Annotated in this window: 33 protein-coding genes; 1 reads left to right on the top strand and 32 read right to left on the bottom strand. The window is 38.5% G+C overall.

The window, feature by feature from the left end:
* Positions 1–79 precede the first annotated feature (79 nt).
* Complete coding sequence (locus LG329_RS11160) at positions 80–496, top strand: DUF948 domain-containing protein (protein WP_404450900.1); 417 nt, start codon at positions 80–82, stop codon at positions 494–496.
* A gap of 48 nt (positions 497–544) precedes the next feature.
* Here LG329_RS11160 and LG329_RS11155 read toward each other — a convergent pair whose 3' ends face one another.
* From LG329_RS11155 to rplP, 32 genes are all read right to left on the bottom strand, one after another.
* Positions 545–883 (bottom strand): DUF948 domain-containing protein, encoded by a 339-nt coding sequence (locus LG329_RS11155; protein ID WP_404450899.1) that lies wholly within the window; start codon positions 881–883, stop codon positions 545–547.
* A 21-nt stretch (positions 884–904) separates the two neighbouring features.
* Positions 905–1,324, bottom strand: coding sequence for a DUF948 domain-containing protein (locus LG329_RS11150; protein WP_404450898.1), 420 nt, complete (start codon positions 1,322–1,324; stop codon positions 905–907).
* Positions 1,325–1,387: 63 nt separating this feature from the next.
* The gene (locus LG329_RS11145) at positions 1,388–2,614 is read right to left on the bottom strand and encodes an efflux RND transporter periplasmic adaptor subunit (protein ID WP_404450897.1); all 1,227 of its coding nucleotides are present in this window, start codon (positions 2,612–2,614) and stop codon (positions 1,388–1,390) included.
* The gene (locus LG329_RS11140) at positions 2,611–3,285 is read right to left on the bottom strand and encodes a hypothetical protein (RefSeq protein ID WP_404450896.1); all 675 of its coding nucleotides are present in this window, start codon (positions 3,283–3,285) and stop codon (positions 2,611–2,613) included. Before LG329_RS11140 ends, LG329_RS11145 begins: the two co-directional genes overlap by 4 nt.
* 235 nt (positions 3,286–3,520) lie before the next feature.
* Positions 3,521–3,913: a 30S ribosomal protein S9 gene (rpsI, locus tag LG329_RS11135; protein ID WP_404450895.1), complete on the bottom strand. Its 393-nt coding sequence runs from the start codon at positions 3,911–3,913 to the stop codon at positions 3,521–3,523.
* Positions 3,914–3,932: 19 nt separating this feature from the next.
* Positions 3,933–4,370 carry a 50S ribosomal protein L13 gene (gene rplM, locus LG329_RS11130; RefSeq protein WP_404450894.1) on the bottom strand — a complete coding sequence of 146 codons (438 nt, stop codon included), beginning with the start codon at positions 4,368–4,370 and terminating at the stop codon, positions 3,933–3,935.
* A gap of 99 nt (positions 4,371–4,469) precedes the next feature.
* Complete coding sequence (gene truA, locus LG329_RS11125) at positions 4,470–5,249, bottom strand: tRNA pseudouridine(38-40) synthase TruA (RefSeq protein WP_404450893.1); 780 nt, start codon at positions 5,247–5,249, stop codon at positions 4,470–4,472.
* A gap of 23 nt (positions 5,250–5,272) precedes the next feature.
* Complete coding sequence (locus LG329_RS11120) at positions 5,273–6,073, bottom strand: energy-coupling factor transporter transmembrane component T family protein (RefSeq protein WP_404450891.1); 801 nt, start codon at positions 6,071–6,073, stop codon at positions 5,273–5,275.
* Positions 6,066–6,938 (bottom strand): energy-coupling factor ABC transporter ATP-binding protein, encoded by an 873-nt coding sequence (locus tag LG329_RS11115; protein WP_404450890.1) that lies wholly within the window; start codon positions 6,936–6,938, stop codon positions 6,066–6,068. Before LG329_RS11115 ends, LG329_RS11120 begins: the two co-directional genes overlap by 8 nt.
* Positions 6,914–7,753 carry an energy-coupling factor ABC transporter ATP-binding protein gene (locus LG329_RS11110; RefSeq protein WP_404450889.1) on the bottom strand — a complete coding sequence of 280 codons (840 nt, stop codon included), beginning with the start codon at positions 7,751–7,753 and terminating at the stop codon, positions 6,914–6,916. Before LG329_RS11110 ends, LG329_RS11115 begins: the two co-directional genes overlap by 25 nt.
* Before the next feature lie 555 nt (positions 7,754–8,308).
* Complete coding sequence (gene rplQ / locus LG329_RS11105) at positions 8,309–8,662, bottom strand: 50S ribosomal protein L17 (RefSeq protein ID WP_404450887.1); 354 nt, start codon at positions 8,660–8,662, stop codon at positions 8,309–8,311.
* Between the two features lie 43 nt (positions 8,663–8,705).
* A complete protein-coding gene (locus tag LG329_RS11100) occupies positions 8,706–9,650 on the bottom strand; it encodes a DNA-directed RNA polymerase subunit alpha (RefSeq protein ID WP_404450886.1) in 945 nt (314 codons plus the stop codon).
* A gap of 228 nt (positions 9,651–9,878) precedes the next feature.
* Complete coding sequence (gene rpsK / locus LG329_RS11095) at positions 9,879–10,268, bottom strand: 30S ribosomal protein S11 (protein ID WP_404450885.1); 390 nt, start codon at positions 10,266–10,268, stop codon at positions 9,879–9,881.
* A gap of 22 nt (positions 10,269–10,290) precedes the next feature.
* Complete coding sequence (gene rpsM / locus LG329_RS11090) at positions 10,291–10,656, bottom strand: 30S ribosomal protein S13 (protein ID WP_404450884.1); 366 nt, start codon at positions 10,654–10,656, stop codon at positions 10,291–10,293.
* A 24-nt stretch (positions 10,657–10,680) separates the two neighbouring features.
* Positions 10,681–10,794 carry a 50S ribosomal protein L36 gene (gene rpmJ / locus LG329_RS11085; RefSeq protein WP_002509257.1) on the bottom strand — a complete coding sequence of 38 codons (114 nt, stop codon included), beginning with the start codon at positions 10,792–10,794 and terminating at the stop codon, positions 10,681–10,683.
* Between the two features lie 35 nt (positions 10,795–10,829).
* Complete coding sequence (gene infA, locus LG329_RS11080) at positions 10,830–11,048, bottom strand: translation initiation factor IF-1 (protein WP_010652072.1); 219 nt, start codon at positions 11,046–11,048, stop codon at positions 10,830–10,832.
* Positions 11,026–11,361 carry an RNA-binding protein gene (locus LG329_RS11075; protein ID WP_404450883.1) on the bottom strand — a complete coding sequence of 112 codons (336 nt, stop codon included), beginning with the start codon at positions 11,359–11,361 and terminating at the stop codon, positions 11,026–11,028. The genes infA and LG329_RS11075 overlap by 23 nt, the downstream gene beginning before the upstream one ends.
* 182 nt (positions 11,362–11,543) lie before the next feature.
* Entirely contained in the window at positions 11,544–12,188 is a 645-nt protein-coding gene (locus LG329_RS11070) for an adenylate kinase (protein WP_404450882.1), read from the bottom strand.
* A gap of 33 nt (positions 12,189–12,221) precedes the next feature.
* Positions 12,222–13,514 (bottom strand): preprotein translocase subunit SecY, encoded by a 1,293-nt coding sequence (gene secY, locus LG329_RS11065; protein WP_404450881.1) that lies wholly within the window; start codon positions 13,512–13,514, stop codon positions 12,222–12,224.
* Positions 13,514–13,954 (bottom strand): 50S ribosomal protein L15, encoded by a 441-nt coding sequence (gene rplO, locus LG329_RS11060; protein ID WP_404450880.1) that lies wholly within the window; start codon positions 13,952–13,954, stop codon positions 13,514–13,516. Before rplO ends, secY begins: the two co-directional genes overlap by 1 nt.
* A 31-nt stretch (positions 13,955–13,985) precedes the next feature.
* Positions 13,986–14,168, bottom strand: a complete 183-nt coding sequence (gene rpmD / locus LG329_RS11055) for a 50S ribosomal protein L30 (protein ID WP_404450879.1) — start codon at positions 14,166–14,168, stop codon at positions 13,986–13,988.
* Positions 14,169–14,181: 13 nt separating this feature from the next.
* Positions 14,182–14,685 carry a 30S ribosomal protein S5 gene (gene rpsE / locus LG329_RS11050; RefSeq protein WP_404450878.1) on the bottom strand — a complete coding sequence of 168 codons (504 nt, stop codon included), beginning with the start codon at positions 14,683–14,685 and terminating at the stop codon, positions 14,182–14,184.
* 24 nt (positions 14,686–14,709) lie between these two features.
* A complete protein-coding gene (rplR, locus tag LG329_RS11045) occupies positions 14,710–15,072 on the bottom strand; it encodes a 50S ribosomal protein L18 (protein WP_404450877.1) in 363 nt (120 codons plus the stop codon).
* A 34-nt stretch (positions 15,073–15,106) separates the two neighbouring features.
* Complete coding sequence (gene rplF, locus LG329_RS11040) at positions 15,107–15,643, bottom strand: 50S ribosomal protein L6 (RefSeq protein ID WP_404450876.1); 537 nt, start codon at positions 15,641–15,643, stop codon at positions 15,107–15,109.
* 31 nt (positions 15,644–15,674) lie between these two features.
* Positions 15,675–16,073, bottom strand: a complete 399-nt coding sequence (gene rpsH, locus LG329_RS11035; RefSeq protein WP_089060904.1) for a 30S ribosomal protein S8 — start codon at positions 16,071–16,073, stop codon at positions 15,675–15,677.
* A gap of 29 nt (positions 16,074–16,102) precedes the next feature.
* Positions 16,103–16,288, bottom strand: a complete 186-nt coding sequence (locus LG329_RS11030) for a type Z 30S ribosomal protein S14 (protein WP_089060905.1) — start codon at positions 16,286–16,288, stop codon at positions 16,103–16,105.
* A 29-nt stretch (positions 16,289–16,317) separates the two neighbouring features.
* A complete protein-coding gene (gene rplE, locus LG329_RS11025) occupies positions 16,318–16,857 on the bottom strand; it encodes a 50S ribosomal protein L5 (RefSeq protein WP_404450875.1) in 540 nt (179 codons plus the stop codon).
* A 26-nt stretch (positions 16,858–16,883) separates the two neighbouring features.
* Complete coding sequence (gene rplX / locus LG329_RS11020; RefSeq protein ID WP_404450874.1) at positions 16,884–17,195, bottom strand: 50S ribosomal protein L24; 312 nt, start codon at positions 17,193–17,195, stop codon at positions 16,884–16,886.
* A gap of 37 nt (positions 17,196–17,232) precedes the next feature.
* Positions 17,233–17,601: a 50S ribosomal protein L14 gene (gene rplN / locus LG329_RS11015; RefSeq protein WP_404450873.1), complete on the bottom strand. Its 369-nt coding sequence runs from the start codon at positions 17,599–17,601 to the stop codon at positions 17,233–17,235.
* 49 nt (positions 17,602–17,650) lie between these two features.
* Positions 17,651–17,914: a 30S ribosomal protein S17 gene (rpsQ, locus tag LG329_RS11010; RefSeq protein ID WP_404450872.1), complete on the bottom strand. Its 264-nt coding sequence runs from the start codon at positions 17,912–17,914 to the stop codon at positions 17,651–17,653.
* 26 nt (positions 17,915–17,940) lie between these two features.
* Positions 17,941–18,141, bottom strand: coding sequence for a 50S ribosomal protein L29 (gene rpmC, locus LG329_RS11005; protein WP_404450871.1), 201 nt, complete (start codon positions 18,139–18,141; stop codon positions 17,941–17,943).
* The gene (gene rplP, locus LG329_RS11000) at positions 18,131–18,565 is read right to left on the bottom strand and encodes a 50S ribosomal protein L16 (RefSeq protein ID WP_404450870.1); all 435 of its coding nucleotides are present in this window, start codon (positions 18,563–18,565) and stop codon (positions 18,131–18,133) included. Before rplP ends, rpmC begins: the two co-directional genes overlap by 11 nt.
* Positions 18,566–18,575 lie beyond the last annotated feature (10 nt).

Raw genomic sequence — 18,575 nt, 5'->3', positions numbered from 1 at the left:
CACACTTTGTGAGGGTTTGAATCTTTGGTATAGTGGTAGTAAGAATAGAAAACAATAATTAAAAAAGGAGACTAGTCAAATGGATTGGTTAGGAATTGGTGTACTTGTAATCGGAATTGCATTTGTTGGATTAGTACTAGTATTAATAAAACCGCTCAATAATTTATCTAATTTATTTTTTAGTGTGCAAAAAACTACAGATGATCTACCTCACAATATAAATTTAATAACTGATCAGACGAAAAACACACTACAAGCTAGTACGGAAACCCTTACGAAAGTGAACACCCAAGTTAAGGAATTAAGCCCTCTATTTTCTATCGTTGGTGATGTGGGAAGAGCATCCCAAAAACTTTCTTCTTCATTGGTTGATGTTTCAGCTAAGATGCAAACAAAGGCAGAGGATGGAAAAGATTATTCGGAACGTCACAACCTTCAAGGATTATATGGCGCAATGACATTAGGGTATTATTTAATACAAAGAAGAAGTAAATAAGTAATCAAAACCCCCAGACAATTATTTTGTCTGGGGGTTTTATCAAGTTCATTCTTTTTTATCACTTGATTTAGTTCTAAAAGATGTACTTGTAACCATTAAAGATGAAGATAGTTTTCTGGACGCTTCACCCACATCTCCAATCATATAAAACAAAGGACTTAGCCCTTTTAGCTTCTCATTAACATCTGCAATCGTATCATTACTATGTCGAATCAGATTACTGGTTTCTTTTAACACTTCATCTATTTGATTCGGGAGTTGTTCTACTGTTTTATCAACCCCATCAAGTACTGATGCCAAGTTACTAAGTAATTTTGCTATAAAGAGTGCTAAGGCAGCAAATGCTATACCAATGATTAATACACCTAACCCAGTTAGACTCATATTTCTCCCTCTTTCACGATTTTAATTTTTTATGCCTGGCTTTTTCCATTTAGCATACAAACGAAAGACGACTTCACCCCACTGAACACTGCGAGCAATAGGTTCTACAATTTGTAATGCTCGATCATTTGAAAGTTTCTTTGATTGATGATGCAAGACCTTGTTTAAGCTGTTTACAGAGTTGCCCACGTTTTCGAGTGTGTCGAAAATACTATCAACGGCTTTTAATTTATCTTCTACATCATCAACTGTTTTATCTGTTTCCTTAACGGTAACTTCTATTTCAGATGTTATGTATTGCAGTTTTGTTTCAACTTCACCAAGTGTATTACCCAAAGTTTCGAGTGTACGAGAAGTTCGTTTCAAAACTTTAGCAGTGAATATAGCAATAATTCCAAAACCTAAAGCGCATAGTAATACACCTATATAAACAAACTCCATGACGCGTTCCCCTCCTTTTAAATCAATTATTCCACTATCTGCAGTATATTAAACGGATTTCATTTATCTTGATAAAATCCCCATAACTACATGCTTACTCCAGTTTTTATTTTCATAGTCAAATGTATCACTCCACCGAACTTGACTCAACTTCAGTGGTGTTAGAAAGGTAGCACCAGAACGAAATTGCGGCTGTGGATTTTTAGCAACCCACTCTCCTGGCTTAGCGCCTTTCGTTATTTCTTGCATACTAGCCATTTCTATACCAGTTTTAACCTTTTTCTTATGAAGATTACCGCCATTCGTCATTTTCCAAATGGACCCGCTAAAAATTGCATCTTCAAATAAAGCAGTTGCATCTCTTGATTCTTTCCATGTGATTGCTAAACTAGCGTGATACCCTGGCAATAAATTTTCTAGTTCCGCATCCTTCGAAAAAGAAACACTAAATGGATACTTACTATTATCATGCAATTCGACTTGGTTTGGCAAATCATTAACGCTTGTGATAGTACCTTTCAAAGTAGTATTGTTTTCATTAATCGAAATCTCAACAGGCATTTCTTTTTTAATTATCGTCCGTTCTTGTTCAGTCAGTTCCCCAACTATATGTAATGTCGATGAATTTATCGTAATAATTGGATCACCTAGGTCTTCGGATACAACCGTTACTTTCCCTTGATAGGGACTTTCCACTGTTATCATCTCGCCACCAGATTCAAGCTCTGTTAGCTGTGACTGAACACTTTCCAGTTGTGCCTCTACTCGGGCTAATTCTTTTTCTTTTTCTGTTAGATATTGCTCCTTCATATATTCTGCTTCTATCGGCGGATTTGGAGATATTATAATGTCGGTACTTTCCTCATCTGTATTGATTGGCGCAGATGACCTTGGAATTTGATACAAAGAAATCTCCGAAATAGCTGATTCAATAGCAGCAATCTCACCATTGATTCTAGACATTTCATTTGTTAAATAGGCCTTTGTTTCATAATAATCATGAACTCGATAAGTATATAACTGATCGCCTTGATTTACTTGTGTTCCCTTTTGCACCAAAAACTCCTGGAAACTACCTAAACTTTTGTCAAAATAGACATCGTTTTCTGCAGTTGAAGTAAGAACACCTGGTTTATTCATTTTTTTATATAAATTCGCTGTAAAAACTTCTGACCATTCGCTTACATAGGACTTTCTTTCTATCGTTCCATTATCATCCAGATAGACTAATAAAGCATTGATTCCAATAAACAGAATGATACTAGTGATTAAAATCCTGCCCCGATTCATTCAAACCACCCACTTATCATAAAACTATCAAAGTACGCTAAGAACGCTACAATAAACCAGTAAAACAGATGTAAAGAGATAACATTTATCCAAATCCAATGTTTTTTAATGGAGGATAAATAGCTAATGTATTTTATTTGAAACCAAATGATCCATAGTTGAACAAGTGAAACAGCCCCGAAAAAATAAACAGGCCAATCTGCTTCTGTTAAATAAGATACAATAACACCAAATGAGAAAGGTGACACGTACCAGTCCAATCCAAAATAAACGAATAACGGTATCCAAATAACACGTTCGATTAGCATTACGAATAATACTACTTGCTGCATAATCAATACTTTTTGATACGGTATATCGGCTACTAAGTGAAAAATAAGTGCAGGCACAAATAAAATGAATGCAGTCAATAAAATGGCATACCCAATTCTTCCAAGCACAAACCAGAGTTTACTTTGTTCATATTGCAGTTCACTCAGCCCAATTGCACCCTTGGAGATCAGGTCTGTACCCATTCCAAGAGAAGCCATCCAAGCATAAATTATCATACTTAATAGGACAAGCAAGCCACTAACCTTCCATAGGTTATAAATCTTTTCTGACTGTTTAATTCGATACAAGTGATCATCAATTGGAAAAAAGAATTTAATCAGATTAAAATGGTATGTCATATAATACATTCCTTTTCTACGTTTCTATGTAAAATAATTGCCGAATTGGTTTTCTATTCCATATCAATCTTAACGCAACATTCGATAATATTCTATCATTTTTTTAATTTCGAAAGTATATCAAAAAAAATTATTACACAATGAGGAAAATCGAATTATTTCAATCCCGATAAATGAGCATAAAAAATACCCTCTCTCCAAGAATGGAAAAAAGGGTATTTGGTATTGTGATATATTAACGTTTTGAGAACTGTGGTGCACGACGAGCACCTTTAAGACCGTATTTCTTACGTTCTTTCATACGAGAATCACGAGTTAGGTAGCCTTCACGTTTTAGAGAAGCGCGGTATTCTGGATCCGCTTCTAAGAGCGCGCGAGCAACACCGTGACGGATAGCACCAGCTTGACCAGTGAATCCTCCACCATGAACGTTTACTAAAACGTCGTATGTGCCTTCTGTTTCTGTAACAGCAAGCGGTTGGTTTAAAATAAGAAGTTGCGTCTCATATGGGAAATAAGCCTGAGCTTCACGACCATTTACAACAACTTTACCGTTGCCTGGAACTAGACGTACACGTGCAGTTGATTTCTTACGACGACCTGTGCCGTAGTATTGTACTTGTGCCATTTGGGTAACCTCCTTTTAATTATCCGCGAAGTTCGTAAACTTCTGGTTTTTGTGCTTGGTTGTTATGTTCTGAACCTTTATATACGTGCAATTTTTTACCCATTTTGCGGCCTAAAGGACCTTTTGGTAACATACCTTTAACAGCAAGTTCAAGCATTTGCTGAGGATATTTTGTACGCATTTCGTTAGCATTACGTTCTTTCAATCCACCTGGGTGGTTTGTGTGACGGTAATACTTTTTATCGTTTATTTTATTTCCAGTAAGTTCGATTTTCTCTGCATTAATAATAATAACGTTATCACCAGAATCTGTATGTGGTGTATACGTTGGTTTATGCTTGCCACGTAACAAAGTCGCAACTTCACTTGCTAGACGACCTAGACGTTGACCTTCAGCATCTACAACAAGCCATTTGCGTTCAATATTACTTTCATTAGCCATGAACGTTGTACGCATGATAGTTTCCCTCCTAATTTACATCAATCATTTTCGTTTATTTCATCATAATTAGATTCCGGGGCTAATCATGGTTTTGAAATAAAATGCCATATATCATCATATACTAGATGATACCTCTGTGTCAAGTACTTGTTCACTATATTTAACATTCCACAGATATAATCCCTGAGGTGGTACCGTTTCTCCCAAAAGCTGCCGATCTTTTTGTTCCAATAGTTTACTTATATCCAGCGGGTTCCGCCTTCCTTGGCCAACATCCAACATTGCCCCAACAATGATCCGAACCATATTATATAGAAAACCGCTCCCCCTGAAAATAAATTCAATCTCACTGCCACGTTTTGTGCAACTTACCTGATAAAGCGTTCTAACTTTACTACCTTTTGTAGTCGCTTTAGCCGAGGAGAAGGTGGTAAAGTCATGTTCGCCCTCCAGATAGCTACAAGCCTGTTGCATAGAATTAACATCTAATTGATAAGGGAATTGGTATGCATAGTTCTGTTTGAACACATCACGTTCTTTTTCATTCCAAACATAATAACGATATTCTTTTTCTATAACATCGTACCTTGCATGAAAAGATGCTGATACCTTCTCTACTTCACGTACATACAAATCATCAGGCAATAGAGTGTTAAACGCCCGTTTCCAGTTTTCTTCCGGAATATCAAAGGGTGTATCAAAATGGATGGTCTGACGCTTCGCATGTACTCCTGTATCCGTGCGTCCAGATGCCTGCAATCGAATATGCTCACCCTTGTGAATCTTTTTCAACGCTTTTTCAAGTTCACCATGCACGGTACGCTTTTTGGGCTGGATTTGAAATCCTGAAAAATTGGTACCGTCATAGCTGATAACACATTTAACTTTTTCCATACCGTGTCCAGCCCTTTCCCTACTTAATAACTTCGAGTCAATAGCATGCCTGCAACGACACAAATAAATAATATATATATAGCAATATCTCTTTTTTCTATCTTTAATTCCCGTAGTTTTGTACGACCTTCGCCACCTTGATATCCGCGTGCTTCCATAGCCATCGCTAACTCTTCAGCACGTTTAAACGCACTTACAAAAAGAGGAACTAAGAGAGGAACTACTGCTTTTACCCGTTCTTTTATTTTTCCAGTTCGAAAATCAACACCGCGGGAGGCTTGTGCCCGTGAAATTTTTTCCGTTTCTTGCATTAAAGTTGGAATAAACCGAAGTGAGATAGACATCATTAGTGCCAGCTCATGAACAGGGAATTTAATTTTTTTCAACGGATGCAGCATATCTTCTATCGCATCGGTAATTTCAATTGGCGTTGTTGTAAGTGTTAGTAAAGACGTTACTAATATTAATAGGAAAAAGCGCATTGATATTGCGAAACCTTTAATAAGTGCACCAGAATAAATATTAAATGAAAAAATTTCAAATAGGACCGTACCTTCTTTCGTTACAAAAAGGTGCAGGAAAAAAGTAAATATAATTAGAAACCATACTGGTGTTAATCCTTTAATAATGAAGCGTATTGGAATTCTAGTAGTAAACATGCTCGCTAATGCAAATGCGGTAAGAATTCCGTAGCTTAAAACTGAATTCGCAAAAAATACGACAAACACAAAAAAGAATATAACCGTTATCTTAGAGCGTGGATCCAATTTATGAACGAGCGAATTACCTGGTACATACTGACCGATAATCAATGCATTATTCAAGTGATTCAGCCCCCTTTAACAGTTGCTGAATTGATTGAGCGATTTCCTTAGTCGATTGTCGGTGAAAAGGTATATGATTGCCAAATTTTTTCTCAAATGACTTTAAAAATTGAACCGCTTCAGGGACATCGAGCTGCACGTCATTCAAAGCTTCCTGTTGCGTTAACACATCCTCAGGTTTACCTTCCATATACTTCTTACCTTTGTTCAGAATAATGACGTGATCAGCATATTTTACCGCATCCTCCATACTGTGCGTGACAAGAATCGTCGTCAGCTGTTGTTCATGATGCAATGTTTCAAACATCTCCATGATTTCCTTCTGACCTCGAGGATCAAGTCCTGCGGTTGGCTCGTCCAGTACAAGTACTTCCGGTTTAATTGCGAGAACTCCCGCAATAGCAACCCGTCGCATTTGTCCTCCACTAAGGTCAAACGGAGAACGTGACAGTAATTCATCATTTAAACCAACAGATGGGCTGATTTGCCTGATACGTGTCTTAATCTCATCAGCAGACACACCAAAATTCTCAGGGCCAAATGCGATATCCTTTTCTACCGTCTCTTCAAACAATTGATGTTCCGGATACTGAAAAACAACGCCGACCTTGCTACGTAATTCTTTCATGTTCTTTGGCTTTTCACCATCTTTTAGTTGAAAGTCCCCAATGGTCACTTCCCCTTCACTTGGCATAACAAGACCGTTTAAATGTTGAATAAGAGTTGATTTTCCTGACCCAGTATGACCAATTATCGCGACAAAAGAACCTGATGGTATCTGGAATGACAAATCCTCTATTGCTTTATGTGCAAATGGTGTATTTCGTTGGTATATATAGCTTACGTTCTTGAATGTAATGTCCATAAGTCCTCCAACAGTTCCTCTTGGTTTAGGGCCTCATTTGTAATAGGAATGCCCATTTGTTTTAGTTCATCAACTAAAATAGCTACAAAAGGAACATCTAGACCAATTTCACGCAACTCCACCTTTTTTGAAAAGATTTCACGCGGACTAGCTTCGTCCCAAATCTCCCCTTCATTCATGACGATTACCCGTTCTGCCTGAACTACCTCCTGCAAATCATGTGTAATCGTAATCAATGAAAGCTGATGCTCCTTCTGTACACTCGAAACAGTATTCATAATTTCCATGCGACCCTTTGGATCAAGCATCGCCGTTGCTTCATCCAAAATAAGAACCTGTGGTGATATAGCTAACACACTAGCAATCGCCACACGCTGTTTCTGTCCACCCGAAAGTCGATGCGGCTCAGTCATTCGATAATCCTGCATACCTACAACATTCAAATATCTATCAATCCGCTTTATCATTTCCTCGCGTTGGACACCACGATTCTCCATCCCGAAAGCAACATCATCCTGCACAGTTGTACCAACGAATTGGTTATCCGGGTTTTGAAAGACCATACCAACATCTTTCCGTATATCCCAAATAGACTCTTCCGTAACCTGTTGGCCATTAATCATAATTACGCCTTCTTGTGGAAAAAGTAATCCATTTAACAGCTTGGCGATGGTGGATTTACCTGAACCATTGTGTCCAATGATGGCAACCCATTCATTTTCAAAAATATGAAAGCTACAATTCTTTAATACCCAGGGCTCCTCTTCTCCATATCGAAACGATACATTTCTAAACTCTATTAATTTTTTTCGCATAGGCTGTTTGTCCTCCTCTAGCTCTGCTCATTGGCCTGGGGTTGTTTTTATTCAGATTTTCTTAATTATAATTATGTTTAGTGGACTCAGGTTCCGTTATGTGGTAAAAATGCCCCCAATTTTTATGTTTGCGGACATAGGTTCCGTTATTGTGAAAAAAGCAGTGATTTCATCGTGTTTTTTCGCAAATAGCGTACACTGTGTCCGCTTAGCCCTGATATTAGGGTCCTATCATGAATATAGCGAATTCAGCGTCCGCTTACATCGCTGAACAGCCGCCTCCACTTTTCATTGGCTAGTTCCGGCTCCTAGCGACTAGCAAATAGTTAGTCCTGATGAATGTACGTAAAGTTCAACGTACTTTCACATGCCCTACAGGATGTAGGGTAGTTCGACGTTGCCACAGGACGTGGCGCTCTTAGTCGAACTTCTCTAACGCTTTTTGTACGTCGCTGAACAGTCGCCACCACTTTTCATTATTCTTTTCTACAAAAAAAGGGCTTGGCTTCACCTCATGGAAGAGATTCAGTCCTGCCCTTAACGCGTATGGTTTCATTATACTAGTTCGATAATTGCCATTTTTGCTCCGTCACCTTGACGAGCTCCAAGCTTAAGAACACGTGTATATCCACCTTGGCGTTCCTCATAACGTTCTGCGATTTCACCGAAAAGCTTTTGAATAACACTTTCGTCTTCACTTGCTTCTTGGTTGTATAAGAATGATGTAGCTTGACGACGCGCATGTAAATCTCCGCGTTTGCCTAGTGTAATCATTTTATCTGTTACAGATTTTAATTCTTTCGCCTTTGCTTCTGTTGTTTCAATACGTTCGTGAATGATTAAATCAGATGCAAGGTTGCGAAGTAATGCCATACGTACATCGGTAGTACGACCCAATTTTCTAGCCATGGACTATCCCTCCCTTTTTATGAATATCTAAAGGTGTCTTATATCAATCGTCATTACGTAAGCCTAAGCCAAGATCTTCAAGTTTAACTTTTACCTCAACAAGAGATTTACGGCCTAAATTACGCACTTTCATCATATCTTCTTCAGATTTATTTGCAAGTTCCTGTACGGTATTAATACCAGCACGTTTCAAGCAATTATAGGATCTAACCGAAAGATCTAATTCTTCGATTGTCATTTCCATTACTTTTTCTTTTTGATCTTCTTCTTTTTCAACCATAATTTCTGCATTCTGTGCTTCGTCAGTTAAACCTACAAAAATATTAAGGTGTTCATTGAATATTTTTGCACCTAAAGAAACTGCTTCCTCAGGACGAATGCTTCCATCTGTAGACACATCTAATGTTAACTTATCGAAATTCGCGCTTTGTCCGACACGAGTGTTTTCAACTTGATATGTCACGCGTGATACTGGTGTGAAAATAGAGTCAACTGGAATAACGCCTATTGGTTGATCATCATGATTATTCCCCTCTGCAGGGCGATAACCGCGACCACGTTCAGCAGTTATTTTCATATGCAGGCTTCCTTTGCCATTAATAGTAGCAATTGGAAGTTCTGGATTCAATACTTCAACATCACTATCAAACGTTAGATCTGCAGCCGTAACTTTTCCTTCTCCCTGCACATCAATCTCTAGAGTTTTTTCTTCATCAGAGTAAATTTTAAGAGCAAGTTTTTTTAGATTTAAAATGACTGTTGTAACATCTTCTACAACACCATCAATCGTTGAAAACTCATGTTGTGCTCCATCGATTTGAACTGCTGTTACAGCAGCGCCCGGAAGTGAGGATAATAGGATACGACGCAAGGAGTTTCCTAGAGTAGTACCATATCCACGTTCAAGCGGTTCGACGACGAATTTACCAAATTTGGAATCATCGCTGATCTCTACTGTTTCTATTTTTGGTTTTTCAATTTCGATCATTCAACAAAACCCTCCTTAAAAACGTCGAAACCCCGGCTAGACATAGCGGTCTAACCGAAATTCCCCAAATAGGCAGTGGCGTTTCTGCACTATTGTATTTCTTTCGTATTTTCTGTCGTTCATCGATGCTGTCGGCTAGGATGATAAAAAGACCTTACCTTTTTACTTCCCACACTTTTAGCTATCATAACCCATTATAGACAGGGTGACAAATTATATACGGTACAATTATACACGACGACGTTTTGGTGGGCGACAACCATTGTGAGGAACTGGTGTTACATCACGAATAGCTGTTACTTCTAGACCTACTGCTTGTAGGGAACGGATTGCTGCTTCACGACCAGCACCAGGTCCCTTAACAGTTACTTCTAGTGTTTTCATGCCATTTTCTACTGCTGTATTAGCTGCTGTTTCAGCTGCCATTTGAGCTGCAAATGGTGTTGACTTACGAGAACCTTTAAAGCCAAGTGCACCTGCTGAACTCCATCCAATAGAGTTTCCTTGCACATCCGTAATCGTAACAATTGTGTTGTTGAATGTAGAACGAATATGTGCAATACCGGTATCAATATTCTTTTTCACACGACGCTTTCGCGTATTAGTTTTACGAACCATTGATTAGCTTACCTCCTTCACGTTACTTTTTCTTGTTAGCCATTGTGCGACGTGGACCTTTACGAGTACGTGAATTGTTTTTCGTTTTTTGACCACGCACTGGTAACCCACGGCGGTGACGGATTCCTCTGTAGGATCCGATTTCGATTAATCGTTTGATATTTAGGGATACTTCACGACGAAGATCACCTTCTACAGTAAATTCGTCCATTGCTTTACGAATTTTACTTAACTCATCTTCAGTCAGATCGCGTACACGAGTGTTTTCTGAAACGCCTGCTTCTTTAAGGATTTCCTGTGCAGTTGTTTTTCCAATACCATAAATGTATGTTAATGAAATAACTACACGTTTATCACGTGGAATATCTATACCTGCAATACGTGCCATAAGCTCAATGCACCTCCTTGTTTATTAGCCTTGTTTTTGCTTGTGTTTTGGATTTTCACAAATCACCATTACTTTGCCTTTACGCTTAATAACTTTACACTTTTCGCAAATTGGTTTTACAGATGGTCTTACCTTCATCATCTTTACCTCCTTTTATATCGGAGCTCTCTCGGTTATTTATAACGGTACGTAATCCGTCCTCTAGTTAAATCATACGGTGAGAGTTCAACTGTCACTTTATCACCAGGTAAAATACGGATAAAATGCATACGAATTTTTCCTGATACATGTGCTAAAACCGTATGACCGTTTTCAAGCTCAACTTTAAACATTGCGTTTGGCAATGTATCCGTTACTGTACCTTCTACTTCAATTACATCGTCTTTCGCCATCGTGTTGGTCTCCCTTCTTCAAATCAGTCACAACTTCATTGACAAATTTAGCTATGGCAAATCTCAACTTACCATTTGTGACACGACCAGTTTCTAGAAGGCTATTTTGGACTTCAGGGGAAATGTAATCCATAACTTCAATATGATGTATATTCTTTTTCTTTGGTCGATCATACTTTCGTTTTTCCCCGTCTGCTAGCATGACATACCCATTGTCAACCATATTAATAACAACCGCGTATTGACCCATCTCGCGGCCTTGCATAATACGAACGATTTGACCTACTTGCGGAATCGAATCAGCTTCGCTCAACAACGATCACCTTCACTTAGGCTATAGTTTAAATGCTACCTTTTTAAAAGGGCTCTATTTAATAATACTAGTAACATCCTGTGTCACTTCAGTATGCGCTTTTGTCATTCCATCACGCCATATATTATACCTTTTAATAAACAGAAATGCACACAACACGTGAAATTTATACAGTTTCCTGCTTATTTTTCTATTTTGGCTTGAATATCCTGGAATACTACATCGATTTCTTTATCTCCATCAACGGTTACAAGATATCCTTTTTCTTGATAAAAATCCAGAAGCGGCTTCGTTTGATTGATATTAACATCTAAACGGTTTCTAACTGTTTCTGGTGTATCATCTTTACGTTGGATTAACTCACTATCATCCTTATCACATATACCTTCCTCTTTTGGAGGATTGTACATGACATGATAGGTAGCTCCACATGTCGGACAAATTCTACGACCGGTAAGACGTTTCACTAATTGTTCTTCAGGAACATCTACATGCAGTACGTAGTCAATGTCTTCATCCATGTTGGCCAAAAGCGATTGTAAAGCTTCTGCTTGAGCAATTGTCCGTGGAAACCCATCTAATAAGAATCCATTTTGACAATCATCTTTACGTAAACGCTCTTCAACAATTCCAATCGTTACTTCATCAGGAACAAGATCTCCTTGATCCATAAATGCATTTGCTTTTTTTCCAAGGTCTGTTCCTTCTTTTATTGCTAAACGGAACATATCTCCTGTTGAGATATGAGGGATGTTATATTTTTCACTTATTTTTTCCGCCTGAGTACCTTTACCAGCACCAGGAAGACCCATTAAAATTAAATTCAACAATTTTCCCCTCGCTCTCATTGGTAACAAGTATTACTTTATAAAACCTTTGTAGTGGCGTTTCACTAGTTGGCTTTCTAATTGTTTCATTGTCTGTAACGCAACACCTACAACGATTAGTAAACTTGTTCCGCCGATTTGTACAGCGGTAGGTAAATCAGCCAATCCGCCTAAAACGATAGGTAGTACAGAAACAGCAGCAAGGAAGATCGAACCTACAAATGTAAGACGATACATTACTCGTGTTAGATAAGTTTCTGTGTTCTTCCCTGGACGAATCCCTGGAACATATCCACCCTGTTTTTGTAAATTCTCAGCCATTTGTTCCGGGTTAACCTGAACAAATGTATAAAAATATGTGAATGCAATAATTAATACAACATAAATGACCATCCCAATTGGTTGGGTATAATCAAAAATCGTTTCAATTGTTCCTGCAATATTACTTCCTTCAAAAAATCCTGCAATCGTTCTTGGCGCGATAATAAATGCGATAGCAAAAATTACTGGAATAACTCCTGCGGCATTAACCTTTAATGGTAAATGTGTAGAGTGGCCTCCAACCGGTGAACGGTTAACAAGCTTTTTTGCATATTGAACAGGTATTTTACGAAGTGCCTGTTGGATAAAGATTACCCCAACAGTAACCGCGATAACAACTAACACAATCATCGCTACAATCACAACGTTAATAAACAATTCATCGCCAGGATTAACGAAATACTGACTATATAATTGTTTAACTCCATTAGGAACTGCAGCTACGATACCAGCAAAGATTAGAATGGAGATTCCATTTCCAACACCATTTGCAGTTATCTGTTCCCCGATCCACATTAAGAAAGTCGTTCCACTTGTTAAGACAATGGCAATGACAAGAAATGTTAGGACACTAGGGTTTTCGATTAAATCACCGCCTGCCATTGCATTGAACCCAATGGACATGGCGATTGCTTGAACAAATGCAAGTGCAACTGTTCCATATCTGGTGATCTGAGCCAGCTTTTTGCGGCCCATTTCTCCTTGCTTTTTCCACTCAGAAAATTTCGGTACAACATCCATTTGAAGTAATTGCATGATGATCGATGCTGTGATATAAGGCATTATTCCCATTGCTAAAATGGAGAAGTTTTGTAGTGCCCCACCACCAAATGTGTTTAGAAAACCAAAAACATTTTGTTGATTCATAAAATCAATTGCTTCTTTATTTGTATATGGCACTGGAATGAACGTACCAAGACGAAAGATGATTAACATTAATAATGTGAAAATAATTTTCCGTCTGATATCACCCACGCGCATAAAATTGGAAATTGTACGGAACATTAAATCACCTCTACTTGACCGCCCGCTGCTTCAATAGCTTCCTTAGCTGAAGCAGAGAACTTATGAGCTTTCACAGTAAATTTCTTTTCAACAGCACCCTTACCAAGTACCTTAATACCTGCATTAAGTTTACTTACTACACCTTCTTCTAGTAAAAGTTCTGGTGTAATTTCAGTGCCATTTTCGAATCGATTTAAAGCATCAAGATTTACTACAGCAAATTCTTTACGATGAATATTTGTAAATCCACGTTTTGGTAGACGTTGGAATAAAGGCATTTGACCACCTTCGAAGCCCGGACGAGTTCCGCCACCTGAACGTGACTTTTGTCCTTTATGTCCTCTACCGGAAGTTTTTCCGTTACCAGAAGACATTCCACGACCTACGCGGTTACGTTCTTTACGGCTTCCTTCTGTTGCCTTCAATTCATGAAGTTTCATACGAGCACCTCCTCTATACGCTAATGTGTAATTAAACTTCTTTAACCGCTACGAGATGGGATACTTTGTTAACCATACCGCGAACGGCTGGAGTATCTTCTCGAAGTACGGATTGACGAATTTTTTTAAGCCCTAATGATTGAACAGTTTGCTTTTGCACTTCTGATCTACCAATAACGCTGCGCGTGAGGGTGATTTCTAATTTTTTAGACATAGTATTTCCCTCCTTATCCTAACAGTTCTTCTACAGACTTCCCGCGTAGCTTAGCTACTTCTTCTGCGCGTTTCAAGTTTGTTAGTCCATTTAATGTAGCGCGAATCATATTGATTGGTGTATTTGAACCAAGTGACTTAGTCAAAATGTCACCAACACCTGCAAGTTCTAAAATCGCACGAACAGGGCCACCAGAGATAACTCCAGTACCTTCTGCTGCTGGTTTCATTAATACATTACCTGAGCCGAATCTTCCATGAATTTCATGTGGAATAGTAGTTCCAACTACAGGTACAGTAATTAAGTTCTTCTTAGCATCATCAACTGCTTTTTTAATTGCTTCTGGTACCTCTTGTGCTTTACCAGTACCAAAACCTACATGACCGTTTTTATCTCCAACTACAACCAATGCAGCAAAACGGAAACGACGTCCACCTTTAACAACTTTTGCAACACGGTTAATCGTTACAACACGTTCTTCAAGATCTAATTTGTTCGGGTCTATGCTTGTACGCATCTATGTCCCTCCTTTATCTATCGATTAAAATTCAAGACCTGCTTCGCGAGCAGCATCTGCTAATGCTTTTACACGTCCATGATAAAGATAGCCTCCGCGATCAAACACAATTGATTTGTAACCTTTATCCTGGGCACGTTTAGCGATCATTTCTCCGACTTTTATAGCAGCTTCAACATTACCAGTTGCTTCAACATTCAATTCTTTATCTGCAGTAGAAGCACTTGTTAGTGTAACCCCGTTAACATCATCAATTAATTGAACATAAATGTTATTGTTTGAACGATATACATTTAAGCGCGGGCGTTGTTCTGTTCCAAAAAGGTTTTTGCGAACACGCTTTTGTCTTTTTTTACGTAATATATTTTTGTCAGGTTTTGTGATCATCTATAGGTCACTCCTTTCTGCTCCCTAACCAATCTTACTTAGCAGTTTTACCTTCTTTACGGCGTACATATTCGCCTTCATAACGAATTCCTTTACCTTTGTAAGGTTCAGGTGGGCGAATTGCACGGATTTTAGCGGCAACTGCTCCAACTAGTTCTTTGTCAATTCCTTTAACAATCATTTGCGTGTTTTTAGGAACTTCTATATCAATACCTTCTTTAGGTTCGATTTCAACTGGGTGTGAATAACCTGCATTAAGCACGACTTTTTCGCCTTGCTTTTGCGCGCGGTACCCAACTCCAACAAGTTCAAGGTTTTTTGTAAAACCTTTATGAACTCCTTCAATCAAATTACTAATAATGCTACGAGTTGTACCATGTAATGCACGATGTTCCTTGTGATCACTTGGACGTTCAACAGTTACTACATTATCTTCTATAACAACTTTCATATCATTATGAAAGTTTCTAGTTAATTCACCTTTTGGACCTTTAACTGTAACAGTATTTCCATCTAACTTAACTTCGACTCCATCTGGAATCTCAATTGGCTTAAGTCCTATACGAGACATTCCATGCACCTCCTGTCTTTAAAAATGTTAATTACCAAACATATGCTAGAACTTCGCCGCCAACAGCTTGAGTGCGTGCTTCTTTATCAGATAACACACCTTTAGATGTTGATACGATAGCAATACCTAAACCGTTAAGTACACGTGGTACCTCATCAGCTTTTGCATAAACACGTAGTCCTGGTTTGCTTATACGTTTGATACCTGTAATTACTCGTTCGCTACTTACACCGTACTTAAGGAAAATACGCAGAACACCTTGCTTGTTATCTTCAATGAATTCATAATCACGTACAAAACCTTCACGTTTTAAAATATCAGCGATTTCTTTTTTCATCTTAGAAGCCGGAAGCTCTAATTTCTCATGGCGCACCATGTTTGCGTTACGAATGCGAGTAAGCATATCTGCGATTGGATCTGTCATAACCATTACTCATTACCTCCTTCCCAAATCGGGGTTTACCAGCTTGCTTTTTTGACACCAGGAATTTGACCTTTATGGGCAAGTTCACGGAAACAAATACGGCATAGTTTAAATTTACGAATTACAGAATGTGGGCGGCCACAGCGTTCACAACGCGTATATTCTTGTACTTTATACTTTTGTGGGCGTTTTTGTTTCGCAATCATCGATTTTTTAGCCACAATTTTCCCTCCTTGTATTAGCTCTAAGCTTATTTTTGGAAAGGCATGCCTAGCTGAGCTAAAAGTTCACGCGCTTCTTCGTCAGTATTTGATGTTGTAACAATTACAATATCCATACCGCGCACTTTACTTACCTTATCATAGTTAATTTCTGGGAAAATTAGTTGCTCTTTCACACCTAATGTGTAGTTTCCACGGCCATCAAAGGCTTTTTTAGAAATCCCACGGAAGTCACGAACACGTGGAAGTGAAACCTGCACAAGTTTTTGTAGAAATTCATACATGCGCACGCCGCGAAGTGTTACTTTTGCTCCGATTGGCATTCCTTCACGTAGACGGAAGCCAGCGATTGACTTTTTCGCACGTGTAACCATTGGTTTTTGCCCAGAAATTAATGCAAGCTCTTCAACAGCGCTGTCTAGTACTTTTGAATTTTGAACTGCATCACCAACACCCATGTTAATTACGATTTTTTCTACATGTGGTGTTTCCATTACTGATTTATAATTAAATTTATTCATCAAAGATGGCTTTACGTCATCTTGATATTTTTGTTTTAATTCGTTCATCATGTCGCCCTCCTTTCGTCGCTAAATTATTTATCTAATGCTTCACCGGATTTTTTAGCGATGCGGACTTTCTTTCCGTCACGTTCTTCGAATCCAACACGAGTTGGTTCTCCGGATTTAGGATCAATTGGCATTACGTTAGAAACATGAATTGGTGCTTCATGGTTTAGAATTCCACCTTGCGGATTATCCTGAGAAGGCTTAGCGTGTTTCTTAACCATATTAATTCCTTCAACTAGTACACGTTCGTTTTTCGGATATGCTTCTAAAATAGTACCTTGTTTTCCACGGTCTTTACCGGAAATAACTTTTACTTTATCACCTTTTTTTACATGCATGCTTGACGCACCTCCCTACAAGGCTTTTCATTACTACTTATAATACTTCTGGTGCTAGAGATACGATTTTCATGAATTTTGCATCACGCAATTCACGTGCTACTGGTCCGAAAATACGAGTCCCTCTTGGACCTTTATCATCACGAATGATGACAGCAGCATTTTCATCGAAACGAATGTATGATCCATCTTTACGACGCATACCGCTTTTCGTACGTACAATTACCGCTTTTACTACTTCACCTTTTTTGACAACGCCACCTGGTGTTGCTTGTTTGACCGTACAAACAATTACATCACCAATGTTAGCAGTTTTACGTCCAGAACCGCCTAACACTTTAATAGTTAGTACTTCACGTGCTCCAGAGTTATCTGCCACTTTTAAACGAGTCTCCTGTTGAATCATATCGCTGTGACCTCCCTTCGGATACCTTCCGAGCGAACCCGAACTTTAATTATATAATTACCGATTCTTCCACAACTTCTACTAAACGGAAACGTTTTGTAGCTGATAGCGGACGAGTTTCCATGATACGAACAACGTCACCATTTTTAGCTTGGTTATTCTCATCATGAGTTTTGAATTTTTTAGAGTATTTAACACGCTTACCGTATAATTTATGAAATTTATATGTTTCAACTAATACAGTAATTGTTTTATCCATTTTGTCAGATACAACACGACCTGTGTACTCTTTACGATTATTACGTTCAGTCATTTTGAGGCTAACCTCCTCTCGGGTTTCTAGTTATTTACACTTAGTTCACGTTGACGAGCAACTGTTTTCAAACGAGCAATGGACTTACGTACTGCGCGAATACGTGCAGTGTTTTCCAAAGATCCTGTTGCTAACTGAAAGCGTAAATTAAATAGTTCTTCCTTTAACGTTTTTACCTTTTGTTCAATTTCGGCAGTGGTTAGTTCTCTGATTTCATTAGCCTTCATTGATTTCACCACCAATTTCTTCACGTTTTACGAACTTAGTTCTAATCGGTAGTTTATGAGAAGCAAGACGTAAAGCTTCACGTGCAACTTCTTCACTTACACCCGCGATTTCAAACATAATTTTACCAGGTTTTACTACTGCAACCCATCCTTCAGGAGCACCTTTACCGGAACCCATTCGAACTTCGAGGGGTTTTGCAGTATATGGTTTGTCTGGAAAGATTTTGATCCAAACTTTACCACCACGTTTCATATAACGAGTCATTGCAATACGAGCAGCCTCGATTTGGCGGTTTGTGATCCATGATGCGTCAATAGCTTGTAAACCGTACTCACCAAAAGCTACAGTTGTTCCGCCTTTTGCTTGACCTCTCATACGACCACGATGTTGTCTACGATATTTAACACGTTTGGGCATTAACATAATGCATATC

The organism is Virgibacillus necropolis, assembly GCF_044793635.1.
Classification (GTDB): domain Bacteria; phylum Bacillota; class Bacilli; order Bacillales; family Amphibacillaceae; genus Virgibacillus_F; species Virgibacillus_F necropolis_A.
Note: the sequence above shows the minus strand (reverse complement) of the source record. Positions and strands in the feature narration are given on the sequence as shown.